At 59.1% G+C, this 12,844-nt stretch carries 11 protein-coding genes; 5 read left to right on the forward strand and 6 right to left on the reverse strand.

Annotation, left to right across the window (positions count from 1 at the left end; translation table 11 throughout):
* Positions 1-58 precede the first annotated feature (58 nt).
* The 5 genes from LA321_RS18285 to yejK all read right to left on the reverse strand — a co-directional run bounded on the left by LA321_RS18285 (position 59) and on the right by yejK (position 6,521).
* Positions 59-1,195: an ABC transporter ATP-binding protein gene (locus tag LA321_RS18285; RefSeq protein ID WP_042069723.1), complete on the reverse strand. Its 1,137-nt coding sequence runs from the start codon at positions 1,193-1,195 to the stop codon at positions 59-61.
* 70 nt (positions 1,196-1,265) lie between these two features.
* Positions 1,266-2,156: a maltose ABC transporter permease MalG gene (gene malG / locus LA321_RS18290; protein WP_005299600.1), complete on the reverse strand. Its 891-nt coding sequence runs from the start codon at positions 2,154-2,156 to the stop codon at positions 1,266-1,268.
* A gap of 12 nt (positions 2,157-2,168) precedes the next feature.
* A complete protein-coding gene (gene malF / locus LA321_RS18295) occupies positions 2,169-3,821 on the reverse strand; it encodes a maltose ABC transporter permease MalF (RefSeq protein WP_042024922.1) in 1,653 nt (550 codons plus the stop codon).
* A 72-nt stretch (positions 3,822-3,893) separates the two neighbouring features.
* Positions 3,894-5,075 carry a maltose/maltodextrin ABC transporter substrate-binding protein MalE gene (malE, locus tag LA321_RS18300; RefSeq protein WP_042024923.1) on the reverse strand — a complete coding sequence of 394 codons (1,182 nt, stop codon included), beginning with the start codon at positions 5,073-5,075 and terminating at the stop codon, positions 3,894-3,896.
* A gap of 396 nt (positions 5,076-5,471) precedes the next feature.
* Positions 5,472-6,521, reverse strand: a complete 1,050-nt coding sequence (gene yejK / locus LA321_RS18305; protein ID WP_042069724.1) for a nucleoid-associated protein YejK — start codon at positions 6,519-6,521, stop codon at positions 5,472-5,474.
* Between the two features lie 73 nt (positions 6,522-6,594).
* Between yejK and LA321_RS18310 the strand changes: the two genes are divergently transcribed.
* A complete protein-coding gene (locus LA321_RS18310) occupies positions 6,595-6,822 on the forward strand; it encodes a YejL family protein (protein ID WP_005344699.1) in 228 nt (75 codons plus the stop codon).
* Positions 6,823-6,869: 47 nt separating this feature from the next.
* Complete coding sequence (locus tag LA321_RS18315) at positions 6,870-8,726, forward strand: DUF3413 domain-containing protein (protein ID WP_042069726.1); 1,857 nt, start codon at positions 6,870-6,872, stop codon at positions 8,724-8,726.
* Positions 8,727-8,788: 62 nt separating this feature from the next.
* Here the strand turns inward: LA321_RS18315 and LA321_RS18320 are convergent, their stop codons facing one another.
* Positions 8,789-9,604: a MetQ/NlpA family ABC transporter substrate-binding protein gene (locus LA321_RS18320; RefSeq protein WP_042069727.1), complete on the reverse strand. Its 816-nt coding sequence runs from the start codon at positions 9,602-9,604 to the stop codon at positions 8,789-8,791.
* 303 nt (positions 9,605-9,907) lie between these two features.
* Between LA321_RS18320 and LA321_RS18325 the strand changes: the two genes are divergently transcribed.
* The 3 genes from LA321_RS18325 to asp all read left to right on the forward strand — a co-directional run bounded on the left by LA321_RS18325 (position 9,908) and on the right by asp (position 12,841).
* Complete coding sequence (locus tag LA321_RS18325) at positions 9,908-10,459, forward strand: hydrolase (protein ID WP_042070042.1); 552 nt, start codon at positions 9,908-9,910, stop codon at positions 10,457-10,459.
* A 6-nt stretch (positions 10,460-10,465) separates the two neighbouring features.
* Positions 10,466-10,648, forward strand: coding sequence for a hypothetical protein (locus LA321_RS18330; protein ID WP_042024927.1), 183 nt, complete (start codon positions 10,466-10,468; stop codon positions 10,646-10,648).
* Positions 10,649-10,963: 315 nt separating this feature from the next.
* Positions 10,964-12,841 (forward strand): serine protease Asp, encoded by a 1,878-nt coding sequence (gene asp, locus LA321_RS18335; RefSeq protein ID WP_042069728.1) that lies wholly within the window; start codon positions 10,964-10,966, stop codon positions 12,839-12,841.
* Positions 12,842-12,844 lie beyond the last annotated feature (3 nt).

Here is a 12,844-nt window from a genome sequence, read left to right on the forward strand (position 1 = left end):
CCGGTCTTGCGACCGGCAAAAAGGCATTGAAGATAAGGAAAACCTGCACCAGTACCCGTCAGGTACGGATGTATTTGGCGGTACGGGGGAACGCCTGCTCCTTGGTATCGAACAGATAGCAGGCCTCGGCCGGGATCCCCACGCTGTAGGTCTGACCGGCCGCCACGTCCACGTCCGAGGTGGTCTTGACGGTGAAGTCGTGACCATCCACATCCATATAGACGAAGGACTCCGCCCCCAGGTGCTCGGCCACCTGCACCACACCACTCACGCGGCTGTCGGCATGGGCGTGATCCAGCGGCACCAGGTGCTCGGGACGAATGCCGAGCTCCACCTTGTCACCAACCGCGCCGCGACGGGCATCGACCCGCACCCGCACGTTGTCGCCAGAGCTCAGCTTGACCAGACACTCCTGCTCACCAATTTCCACCAGCTCGGCCGCCAGGAAGTTCATCTTGGGGGAGCCGATAAAGCCCGCCACGAACTTGTTGTCCGGGTTGTGGTAGAGATCGAGCGGGGAACCGAACTGCTCCAGGTTGGTGGCCGCCTCGCCCTTGAGCGGGCTCAGCACCACTATCTTGTCGGCCAGGGTCATGGCTTCCACCTGATCGTGGGTCACGTAGATGATGGTGGAGTTGAGCTCCTTGTGCAGCTTGGCAATCTCGATGCGCATCTTGACCCGCAGGGCGGCGTCGAGGTTGGAGAGCGGTTCGTCAAACAGGAACACCTGGGGCTGCTGCACTATGCTGCGGCCGATGGCCACCCGCTGGCGCTGACCGCCGGAGAGTGCCTTGGGCTTGCGGTCCAGCAGCGGCTCGAGACCCAGGATCTCGGCGGCGCGCATCACCCGCTTGTGGATGTTCTCCTTGTCCATCTTCTTGAGCTTGAGGCCGAAGGCCATGTTCTCGTAGATGTTCATGTGCGGGTAGAGGGCGTAGGACTGGAACACCATGCCCACGTTGCGCTCTACCGGCGGCACGTCGTTCATGTAGCGCCCGCCGATGGTCAGCTCGCCGCTGGTGATGTCTTCCAGACCGGCGATCATCCGAAGCAGGGTGGACTTGCCGCAACCGGACGGACCGACGAAGACGATGAACTCCCCTTCCTTGATGGCCAGGTTGATATTGCGCAGGGTGTCCTTGTGGACAGCCGGGTCGTAATTTTTGCGAACGTTGTTGAGTACTACTTCAGCCATGTCGAGCTCCGCTCTTGAATCTTTGCAAATCGTGATGGCGGGGGGAGTCGGCTCCCCCGGCCATGAACCGTTAACCTTTCACGCCACCGGCGGTGAGACCGCCCACCAGCCAACGCTGGGCGAGCAGGAAGACAACCGTGATGGGGAAGCCCGACAGCACGGCGGCCGCGGCGAAGTCACCCCACAGGTAGTTCTGCGGATAGAGGTACTGCTGGGCCCCGACCGCCAGGGTCAGATTGTTCACATCCTGCAGCAGGATGGAGGCCATGGGCACCTCGGTGATGGAGCCGATGAAGGCCAGGATGAATACTACCGCCAGGATGGGCACCGACAGGGGCAGCAGGATCAGCCGGAACGCTTGCCACGGGGTGGCGCCGTCGATGGCAGCGGCCTCTTCGAGCGACGAGTCGATGGTCTCGAAGTAGCCCTTGATGGTCCAGACGTGCAGGGCGATCCCCCCCATGTAGGCCAGGATCAGGCCGCCGTGGGTGTTGAGACCCAGCCAGGGGATGTAGTCACCAATCTTGTTAAAGAGCGCATAGATGGCCACCAGTGCCAGCACCGCCGGGAACATCTGGAAGATCAGCATGCCCTGCAGGATGGTGGACTTGCCACGAAAACGCAGGCGGGCAAAGGCGTAGGCACAGGTGGTGGAGAGCACCACTATCATCAGGGCGGTGATCCCCGCGATCTTGATGGAGTTCCACAGCCAGGTCAGCACCGGGAAGGGCGGCGGCGTGATGCTGCCGTCGGCGTTGGTGATGGACATGCCAAGCGCCAGCTTCCAGTGATCCAGAGTCGGGTTGGAGGGGATGATCTCCCCTACCGCGAAGTTGCCGTTTCTAAACGAGATGGCGATGACCATGATCAACGGGAAGATGATCAGTGCCAGGAAGCCCCACATCACCAGGTGGGTTGCCCACACCCGGTATTTGACTGATTTGGGTTGTACGATTGCCATGTTGAAGCCTCCTTACAGTTGCTTGTCGGCTTTGGACAATTTCAGGTTGAGCAAGGCCAGCGCACCCACGATGAGGAAGATGGCGGTGGCGATGGCACTGGCCAGACCGTAGTCCTGACCACCCGAACCCTGGAACGCGATCCGGTAGGTGTAGCTCACCAGCAGGTCGGTGGTACCGGCCGGGGTGCTGGCGCCAATGATGTCCGGGGCGCCATTGGTCAACAACTGGATGAGCACGAAGTTGTTGAAGTTGAAGGCAAAGGATGCGATCAGCAGCGGTGTCAGCGGCTTCATCAACAGCGGTACGGTGATCTTGAAGAAGTTCTGTACCGGGCCGGCCCCGTCCATGGCGGACGCTTCATAGAGATCTTCCGGAATGGCTTTGAGCAAGCCCATGCAAAGGATCATCATGTAGGGGTAGCCGAGCCAGGTGTTGACGATGAGGATCATCACCTTGGCCAGGAAGGGGTTGGTGTACCAGTCCGGTTTGATACCGAACGCCGCTTCCAGGAACATGTTGATCTCGCCGAAGTTCTGGTTGAACAAGCCCTTGAACACCAGGATGGAGATAAACGCCGGGATGGCATAGGGCAGGATCAGCATGACCCGGTAGAAGCCGCGGCCCTTGAGTTCTTCCCACTGCACCAGACAAGCCAGCACCATGCCGATGGCCAGGGTGAAGGCGACGGAGCAGGTGGAGAAGATCACGGTCCAGACGAAGATCTGCAGGAACGGCGCCTGGATGCCCGGGTCGGTCACGATGCGGGCAAAGTTCTTCCAGCCCACGCTCACCACAAAACCGGGGGCGATGCCCTTGCCGACGAACTGACCCTGCTCGTCGATGTATTGATAGAAGCCGGTGTCACCGTTGGGCAGCATCAGCTCGCCGGTCTGGTTGTCGCGCAGCAGGTTGCTGTCCTTGATCACCACCCCGGACTTGAGCACGGCCCCATCCATCAGCCGGGTATATTGCGGCTTCTGGGCGGCAAACTTGCGCAGGCTGCTCAGGGTCAGGTGAGTGCCGTCGTCCGGCAGCACCAGATCCAGCCCGCTCAGGTGAGTACGATGCTCGACGATGACGCGAATGGGCGCGGACTTGCGCCCGGTCTCGGCGGTTGCCACCTGCAACTCGACCAGTTGCGGGGCCGCCTGTGCCCGTCCCTCGCGCACCGCCAGCTCGCGGGCCTTGTTGTTCATCAGGGAGAGAGGTTGGCTGACAAAGGTCTGTTCACCCTGGTTCAGCAGCAGCTGGAACTGGCCGTTGTCGGCTTCCAGCAGGGTAAAATCGAATTCACCACCCGCCACCTTGTAGGATTTCTTGAGATGATAATCCCGCGCCTGCTCTACCGAGAGCAAATTGGAGCCTGAATAGTTGGTGAAGGCGATACCAATCGTGTAGGCAAGAGGGAAGATGATAAATACAACCATGCCCGCCACACCCGGAAAGATGTAACGATGGGCATAGGTCTTCTTGTTCATGAAGACATACAGGCCGGCGGATACCACCACCAGATCCAGCAACGCGAATACCCACTCGCCACTGGCATACATCATCACGGCTGCGTAGCCGTTGAGGATGGCAACCAGGGCCGCTATGGTCCACTTGAGCCAGACGTGCTTATCCTTCGGACCGGCATAGGACTCAACAGAAGGTACTACTTCCATGCCAATTAACCTTTATAACGCCAAGAGAGAGGAGAAAGTGGGAGGCCCGAAGACCTCCCGGGTAGTGCGAACTTACTGGACGATACGCTTGGCAGCGGTATCGAGGGCTTCATCAACACCTTGACGGCCGGAGGTCACGTTCTTGAGAGCAGTTTCAAAGGAGGACCAGAAACGGCTCATCTCGGGCACGGACGGCATCGGCTCGCCAGCCTGGGCGTTTTGCATGGTCGCCTTGATGTGCGGATCGGATTCCAGGGTCTTCTGGAAGGATTTCAGGGCCACGGCACCCAGCGGCTTGTCGGCGTTCATCGGCGCCAGACCGGCATCGGTCAGCAGGTAGTTCTCGAGGAACTCGATGGCCAGATCCTTGTTCGGGCTGGCGGCGTTGATGGTGGCACCCAGCACGCCAACGAAGGCCTTGGCCGGCTTGCCATTCAGGGTCGGCAGCGGGGCGACGCCATACTTGATGCCGCTCTTGTCCAGGTTGCTCCAGGCCCAGGGACCATTGATCATCATGGCCACTTCGCCCTTGTTGAACTTGGCATCCATCACGCCGTAGTCGATGCCCTTCTCCAGGTGACCGGACTTGATCATCTCGGAGATGTAGCCCACGCCCATCTTGGCGCCCGCGTTGTTCACACCGGTGTCTTTCACGTCATAACCGGTGGCGGTTTTCTTGAAGGCGTAACCACCGTTGGCGGCCACCAGCGGATAGCTGAAGTAGGGGGTGTCATAGGCCCACATGATGGCGCGCTTGCCATCCTTCTTCAGGGTTTCGTCGATCTTGGCGATCTCTTCGAAGGTCTTGGGCGGCTCGGGCAGCAGATCCTTGTTATAAATCAGGCTGACCGCTTCCATGGCAACCGGGTAACCGTAGGTCTTGCCATCGACGGTCATGGCATCCCATGCCAGTTGTTCAAACTTGGCCTTGGTGTCGGCATTGGGGGTCACGGGCACCAGCAGACCGGCTTTGACCCACTCACCGTAACGGTCGTGAGCCCAGAAGAAGATGTCCGGGCCGTTGCCAGTGGCGGCGGCTTGCTGGAATTTAACTTCAACCTGATCCGGGTGGGCCACAGTCACCTTGATGCCGGTTTCTGCTTCAAACTTCTTACCCACTTCAGCCAGGCCGTTGTATCCCTTGTCACCGTTGATCCAGATGGTCAGCTGGCCTTCGTCGATGGCAGCAGTGGCAGAGCAGGCGACACCAAGAGTGGCCAGACCGATCAGGGATGACAGCAATTTCTTTTTCATGAGCCTTTCCTTGTATTAGTTCCGCGCTGTAAGAGCATTTGTGTGCGAGATGAATATTATCCCAAGCGGCAAACGGCTCACATGACGTAACTCGCATTTTTGAAATGCAATTACGTATTTCCTTCCAGAAAGTTTTGAAAACATTTTCTTAAATCGCGGTAATAACCGATTTTATCGGCTTATTTCGCAACCAACACAGAAATATAATTACCATTATGAAACTTTATTACTTCACTGAAAGGGTTTTCACTTGAATGAAAACCCTTTCAGACAATCGATTCTGTTTTATCTGTTAACAAAGCACCGCCCCGGTTTCGTCCTGCGCCACGGACGTCATAAAAAAGGGACCCCGCCGAAGCGGGGTCCCTTTTTGCCAAATATGACGACCGGATCACATTACGACTGGCGCAGCAGCTGATCCTTGAGGTTGGGCGGCACCCCCTTGATGGTGAGGGTATCGGTGTCCGGATCGTAAAAAATGCGGCTATTCAGCAGCTTCTGCTCGAAGCTCAGGGTCAGGCCGCCGCCGGATCCGACAAATTTGGTCAGACCGCGCAGGGTGGAACGATCGGCGGGGAAGCGCTCTTCCAGCTCATACTCCTGACCGATGAAGCTGTAAAAATCGAGGTCACCGTCGCCGGGCAATTCTGCGGACAACTCCTTGATTTCGATCTCTTCACCGGCACTGGCCTGCTCGGTGCAATATTTGAAAACCTGCTTTTTATAATCATTGCGCTCGGCCGGTTCGAGCTGGCGACTGTCACAATAATCTTCGACCGCTTGCAGCAAGCCTTTATTCTGGATCTTGGCATCCATCCCTTCGCGGGCGCCCAGCAAATCCATAAAGAAGTCGCCGAGTTTGCGGCCTATGCGTCCCTTGCTGAAGGTAATATAACGGCGCGACTCGGGTTGGGTTTTCCACTCGGTGAGATCGATGCGGGCCACCAGATTGAGTTTACCGATATCCAGATACTGGATATGACGCAATTCCAGCGCCTCGCTGACGGTGACGCTCTCCTTGCCTTCCAGCAGCGCGATCAGCAAATAATCGACGCCGACGTAGTTGTATTTGGCAAACAGCAGCACTCCCTGTTCATCCAGGGCATGCTCCACCAGCTGCTTGACCAGCATCTGGGTCACGGTGACCGAGAAGGGGACAAATTCCGTCTGCTCGTCGAGCAGCTGTTCGAGGGCGATGCGAAACGCGGGAGAGGGTTGCTTGGGGGCGTCTTCACCGTCAGCCAGTTCGGCGACGGCCTCCTCGGGGTCGGCAAAAAAGCCAAAGCCCTTGCCGCCCTTGCCGTTGTAGATGCGATGCAGTTCCGCCATCAGCCCTTGCACCGCCTCGTCGGGGGGCAGGGTCTGGCTGCGGGTATCGGCGTAAGGTTGACCATCGCCGCCCTGGCGCAGGGAGTGAAGTATGATCTTGTCGATATCGAGACTCATGTCACAAAGCCATAGTGTTAGCCGAAAGGGTGAAGTATTATAAGGCGCTTTGAACCGAGATGAACTGAAGATTATGCCCATCGTATCAAAGTACAATAACGAGCAGTTTGACGCCCTGATGAACGACCTGATCACCGCGCTGGAGAAACACAAGGCGCCGGTGGATCTCAGCCTCATGGTGCTTGGCAACCTGACCACCAATATCATCAACGGTATGGCACCGGCCCAGCGCCAGGCCATCACCGAGAAGTTTGTCCAGGCCCTGACCGCATCGGTCGACAATCGCCACGACACACACTGAGTCCCCGACTCCGTTGATTTGACGTTTCTCTACGCAGATGGATCACTATGGTCGAAACCGGTAACCCCTATCGTGATAATGTCTCTCGCCTGATCACCTGGGGGCATTGGTTCTCCTTCTTCAACATCATCCTGGCCATGCTGATCGCCACCCGCTATCTGGGTGCCATCAGTTGGCCATCGACCACGCTCGGCGTGATCTACCTTGTTGTGAGCTGGATTGGCCACTTCTCTTTCCTGAGCTTCGTCACCTATTTGTTGACGATTTTTCCGCTCACCTTCCTCTTGCCCAAAGAGAAATCCCTGCGCTTTATTTCGGCCATCGTCGCCACCCTGGCGCTGGTGCTGCTGCTCATCGACACCCAGGTATTCAGGCTGTTCAAGTTCCACCTGAATGCCCAGGTGTGGCAACTGCTGCTGGATCAGGCCCAGACCGAGGAGGGCTCGATCTGGAGCATCATTTTCGTCGCTGTGCCCACCATCTTCCTGTTGCAGTTGCTGCTGTCAGCCTACGTCTGGCGCAAGATCAACAAGCGCAAGCGCCGTCAGTACGGCAATCAGGTGGGATTGGCCCTGCTGGTCTGCTTCATCCTGACCCACCTGGTCAACAGCTGGGCGGATGCCACCCTGTATCAGCCCATCACCATGCAGCGTGCCAACTTCCCCCTCTCCTACCCCATGACCGCCAGATCCTTCCTGGCCAAACATGGCTGGCTGGATCTGGATCAGTACGAGAAGAAGCAGGCTGCGTCGGAGAACAACAGTGGCAGCGACAGCCGGATGCACTATCCTCTGCGCCCGCTCAACGTCAACGCCCCCAGCAGCCACAACAACCTGCTGGTGGTGGTGGTCGACTCCCTGCGCTTTGACATGCTGAACAACATCAACATGCCCAACCTGCAGCGTTATGCCTCCCGGAATTTGACGTTCCGCAATCACTTAAGCAGCGGCAACGACGCGCTGATGGGCATGTTCGGCCTCTTCTACGGTCTGCCCGGCCACTACTACCAGGACATCAGCAGCGAGAAGCGGCCCCCCGTGCTGTTCGACGAGATGCTGCGTCAGGACTACCAGTTCGGTCTGTTTGGCGCGATGGAAGATGCCCAGAAGTATCGCCAGAGCATTCTGGCCGGCCTGCGCAAACAGGTATTCGTCTCCGAAGAGCTCGACGACGGCAAGCTGCTGTCCGACTGGCAGGGCTGGCTCGAGAAGCGCACACCGGAGCGCCCCTGGTTCTCGCTGGTCTATCTGTCGAGCCCGGGCGACTACCAGTTGCCGGCGACCATGAAGGGGCCATTCCAGCCGGAGCTGACCAACTTCAACCCGGCCACCGCCTATCGGGCCGAGAACCTGCAAAAGCTCGAAAACCGCTACAAGAACTCGGTCTTCTATACCGACCAGCTGCTGGAGCAGATGCTGACCCAGCTGCAACAGCAGGGCATGAGCGACAACACCATAGTCGTCATCACCTCGGATCATGGCCAGGAGTTCAACGACACCCGCAGCAACAGCTGGGGAGCCGGCACCAACTATTCGCCCTATCAGGTGCAGGTGCCCTTCGTGCTGGCCTGGCCCGGTCGCGACAGCCAGGTGATGTCACAGCCCAGCAGCCATCTCGATCTGGTACCGACCCTGATGCAGGGCATGCTGGGGGTGCGCAACCCGGCGCGGGACTACAGTATAGGTCGCAGCCTGTTTGATACCAGCCCGCGCCCCTGGCTGCTGGCTGGCGATCAGAACGACTTTGCCATCTATCAGGACAACACCATCACCCACTTCAACAAGCAGGGTGACTTCGAGCTGCTGGAGCAGAAGAGCTATCGCCCCATCAAGCACGGCAACCCGGACATGGGAGCCATGATCCAGGTGATGAACGAGCTGAACCGCTTCTATCGCCACCCCTGATGGCCGAACATGAAAACGCCCCGCATGCGGGGCGTTTTTTATTGTCTGTCGCCGTGCCGGTATTAACCGCCCCACCCCTGCGGGTACTTGTAACCCGCGAAGCGCTTGGCCGCATAGGCCTTGAATTCGGGGGAGTTGTAGGCTGCCGCCACGTCTTTGGCAAACGGCTTGCCCGCATCGGCGCTCTTCACCACCACCCAGTTGATGAAGTCGTAACTGCGTTCGAGGAACAAGCCCTCGCTGAACGGGATGCCGCTGGAGGCGGCGAAGTTACCGTTGATGACGGAGAAATCCACGTCTTCCCGCGAGCGGGGCAGCTGGGCCGCCTCCAGCAACACCAGCTTGATGTCGTGGGGGTTGTCCACTACGTCGAACTCGCTTGCCTTGAGCGGATTGATCCCCTCCTTGAGCTTGAGCCAGCCCAAGTCCTGCAGCATCAGCAGCGCCCGTGCCTGGTTGGTGGGATCGTTGGGAATGGCCACAGAGCTCCCCTCACCCACCTCGGCCAGCTGCCCCTTCTTGCCGGAATAGAGGCCCATGGGACCGGTCGGCACCTGGGTGATGGGTGCGAGCGACAAGCCCCTGTCTTTGGCAAAACTCCCCAGATAGGGCTTGTGCTGGAAGCAGTTCACATCGAGCGAACCATCGGCCAGGGCGATATTGGGGGTTACGTAGTCGGTGAACTCCACTAGTTTGACCCGGTAGCCCTTGGCCTCCAGCTGCGGCTTGATGGAATCGGTCACCATGTCGGCAAAATCGCCCACGGTCGTGCCGATCACTATCTCTTTCTTGGCCTGATCGGCGGCGAGGACGGAAAACGGCAGGCTGCTGGCAAGCAGTGCCAGTGCGGAAAGCTTGAAGAAGGAACGGCGTTGCATAGGGACTCCCTGTCAAAAAATCATCAAGAGGGTGGCCAGAGGTGCAATCCGGGACGATAAACGTCACACAGTAACCATCCAGCCATCCAAACGGCTATTTCAACCACAATAACAGAGCCCCTTCCCTTCGCCAAGCGGCAAAACAGGGCTGACTGGAAAATGGGGGTTACCTGTCCTTCATGACACAAACAAAGGATTCATAGAGAGCTTAAATCGAAGGCAATTCCGGTATAGTCAAACATTCTGAGGGCGTGCCTCTTTGGCGCAATCGGCCCGAGAAAACCGCTGCAAGGAGAGCAAATGATGGGAATACAGCCGCTGACGGTGGCCACGACCGGCCTGCTGGTCGTCGATATTCAGGGCAAGCTGGCGCGCCTGGTCGAGGGGAGCGAGGCCCTTATCACCAATACGCAGCGCCTGGTGCAAGGGGCCAAAGCGCTGGGATTGCCGGTTGTCTGGCTGGAGCAAAATCCGGACAAACTGGGGGCCACTGTGCCCGAGTTGCAAGGGTTGCAGGCAGACGACCTTGTGCTCACCAAATTCAGCTTCGGTGCCCTGGGTGAACCAACCGTGGCCGCAGCCCTCACCCAGACCGGGGTCAACCACTGGCTGGTGTGCGGCATCGAGACTCATATCTGCGTCTATCAGACGGTACTTGGGCTGCTGGCAAGCGGCAGCGAGGTCTCGCTGGTGGTAGATGCGGTCTCCTCACGCACTCCCGCCAACCGGGAGCTGGCCATCGGCAAACTTGCAGCCCGAGGGGCCGAGCTCACCTCGGTGGAGATGTGCCTCTACGAACTGCTGGGAAATTGCCGCCATCCGGCGTTTCGCCAGGTGCTGGCACTCGTGAGGTAAGGCACCATGATGGATAACATGGCCCCCTTCATCTACCTGCTGGTAGCTGGCTGGGTGGCGGCCATCGTGGCGGTGATCGGCATGGCGGCGACCCGCCGCTATCTGTGCTGGAGCCTGATAGGCCTCGCCCTGTTCACCGCCCTGTTCTGGCTATTGGCGGGTTTCCCTGTGACCGAGCTCGCCATCTGACCACCTGCTGCTTGCCATACCCTATGGCTCTCATACCGGCTCCTGTTGCGACAGGACCGGTCCACTCCCCGCTACTCATCCCACCCGATATGGCGCTCGCAAAGCATTTAAAAAACAAAAAGATCAATAAACGAAAATGAGAAATGCTCTCAATAAATCACATAAAGAGCGCCAATGGAATACCCACCACAAACCAGATCGGATTTCTTTGAAGCTCGTCAGAGTTCCTAAAAGAGAGTCTTTTGACTCGCTTCATCCCGTGTATAGATTCCATTCGCACCCAGGAAGGTGCGATCCTAGATGGAGTTAAAAATAATGAAGCAAACATCGTTAGCACTGGCGATCACAGCACTGCTGTCGACCCTGCCAGTTGCACTCGTTCAGGCAAATGAAAACTGTGCCCCGCTCACCGGCAAGGAGAGTGGCGTGGATACCGCCCGCAACAGCGCAATGCGTTGCCTGCCGGGCAGCAATCCCCTGCAGGTTCAGCAGTGGCACCTGCTCAACAGCGGCCAGGATGCCTTCAGCGCTCGCGGCGGCGTGGCTGGCAACGACCTCAACCTCTGGTGGGCACACCGTACCGGAGTGCTGGGACAGGGGATCAATGTGGCCGTAGTGGATGACGGCCTGGCCATTGCCCACCCTGATTTGGCCGACAACGTGCGGCCGGGCTCCAAAAACGTGGTCACCGGCAGCAGCGATCCTACTCCGACGGATCCCGACAGCGCCCACGGCACCTCGGTAGCCGGTCTCATCGCTGCGGCAGATAACGCCGTCGGTACCAAAGGCGTCGCGCCCCAGGCCCAGTTGCAGGGGTTCAACCTGCTCGACAACGACAGCCGGCAGTTGCAGAAGGACTGGCTCTATGCCCTTGGCGACAGCCAGGCCAGCCGTGACAACCGGGTCTTCAACCAGAGCTACGGCATGAGCCTGGTCGACCCGCAAGGGGCCACCGATCTGGATCAGGCCCAGCTCGATCGCCTGTTCGAGCAGCAAACCCTCAAGGTGGAAGGCGCGGCCTATATCAAGGCGGCGGGCAATGGCTTCAAGCGCATCGGCGCCGGCAACTATGCCCTCTCCCGCACCGGCAATGGCCCTCTCCTGCCCTTCGAGAACAGCAATATCGATCCCGCCAACAGCAACTTCTGGAACCTGGTGGTCAGTGCCCTCAACGCCGATGGCAAGCGCTCCTCCTACTCCAGCGTCGGCAGCAACGTCTTCCTGAGCGCCCCCGGGGGAGAATATGGCACCGATACGCCGGCCATGGTCACCACGGATCTGCCCGGGTGCGACATGGGTTACAACCGCAATGATGATCCCAGCGCCAACCGGCTGCACGGCAACCAGCAACTGGATGCGCGCTGCGACTACAACGGCGTGATGAACGGTACCTCCTCGGCGACCCCCAACACCTCGGGTTCGGTGGCGCTGCTGATGTCCGCTTATCCGGATCTGTCGGTGCGGGACCTGCGGGATCTGCTGGCCCGCAGCGCCACCCGGGTCGATGCCGCACATCCGGCGGTACAGGTGAGCTACACCAGCCGCGCAGGCAGCGCCCGCACGGTCACCGCACTGGAAGGGTGGGAGCGCAACGCCGCCGGCATGTGGTTCAGCCCGACTTACGGTTTTGGTCTGATCGATGTCAACAAGGCCCTGGCGCGCGCCGCCAACCACAACCCGCTGCCGCCGCTGGTGCAACTGCCCTGGCAGAAGGTCTCCCCGAGCGACAGCAGGGCAGCAGCCATTCCTGACGTCGGGGCTGCCTCGACCCGCTCGGCCATCCAGATCGAGCAGGCGTTGACGGTGGAAGCGGTACAGGTCATGGTCAACCTGGATCACCAGCGCTTGCCTGATCTGCTGATCGAGCTGGTCTCTCCGTCCGGTACCCGCAGCGTGCTGCTCAACCCCTACAACAGCCTGGTGGGTCAGTCCCTCGACCGGCAGCAACTGGGTTATGTTCGCACCAGGGGATTGCGTGACATGCGCCTACTCTCCCACAAGTTCTATGGCGAGCCGGCTCAGGGAGAGTGGCGACTGGAGGTGACCGACATCGCCAACGGCACTCGTCAGGTTTCACTGCTTGATCGCCGAACCAACACCCGCAGCACCCTGACCGAACGCAACAACAGCCAGCCGGGCAAGCTCATCGACTGGTCACTGCGCGTACTGGGCCATGACGCGCCCCGCGCCTGATTA

This window comes from Aeromonas enteropelogenes (genome assembly GCF_020097295.1).
Taxonomy (GTDB): Bacteria; Pseudomonadota; Gammaproteobacteria; order Enterobacterales; family Aeromonadaceae; genus Aeromonas; species Aeromonas enteropelogenes.

Excerpts from the sequence above, each read along its gene's own strand:
- LA321_RS18285 (WP_042069723.1), bottom strand. The coding sequence starts at position 1,195 with ATGGCTGAAGTAGTACTCAACAACGTTCGCAAAAATTACGACCCGGCT.
- malG (WP_005299600.1), bottom strand. The coding sequence starts at position 2,156 with ATGGCAATCGTACAACCCAAATCAGTCAAATACCGGGTGTGGGCAACC.
- malF (WP_042024922.1), bottom strand. The coding sequence starts at position 3,821 with ATGGAAGTAGTACCTTCTGTTGAGTCCTATGCCGGTCCGAAGGATAAG.
- malE (WP_042024923.1), bottom strand. The coding sequence starts at position 5,075 with ATGAAAAAGAAATTGCTGTCATCCCTGATCGGTCTGGCCACTCTTGGT.
- yejK (WP_042069724.1), bottom strand. The coding sequence starts at position 6,521 with ATGAGTCTCGATATCGACAAGATCATACTTCACTCCCTGCGCCAGGGC.
- LA321_RS18310 (WP_005344699.1), top strand. The coding sequence starts at position 6,595 with ATGCCCATCGTATCAAAGTACAATAACGAGCAGTTTGACGCCCTGATG.
- LA321_RS18315 (WP_042069726.1), top strand. The coding sequence starts at position 6,870 with ATGGTCGAAACCGGTAACCCCTATCGTGATAATGTCTCTCGCCTGATC.
- LA321_RS18320 (WP_042069727.1), bottom strand. The coding sequence starts at position 9,604 with ATGCAACGCCGTTCCTTCTTCAAGCTTTCCGCACTGGCACTGCTTGCC.
- LA321_RS18325 (WP_042070042.1), top strand. The coding sequence starts at position 9,908 with ATGGGAATACAGCCGCTGACGGTGGCCACGACCGGCCTGCTGGTCGTC.
- LA321_RS18330 (WP_042024927.1), top strand. The coding sequence starts at position 10,466 with ATGATGGATAACATGGCCCCCTTCATCTACCTGCTGGTAGCTGGCTGG.
- asp (WP_042069728.1), top strand. The coding sequence starts at position 10,964 with ATGAAGCAAACATCGTTAGCACTGGCGATCACAGCACTGCTGTCGACC.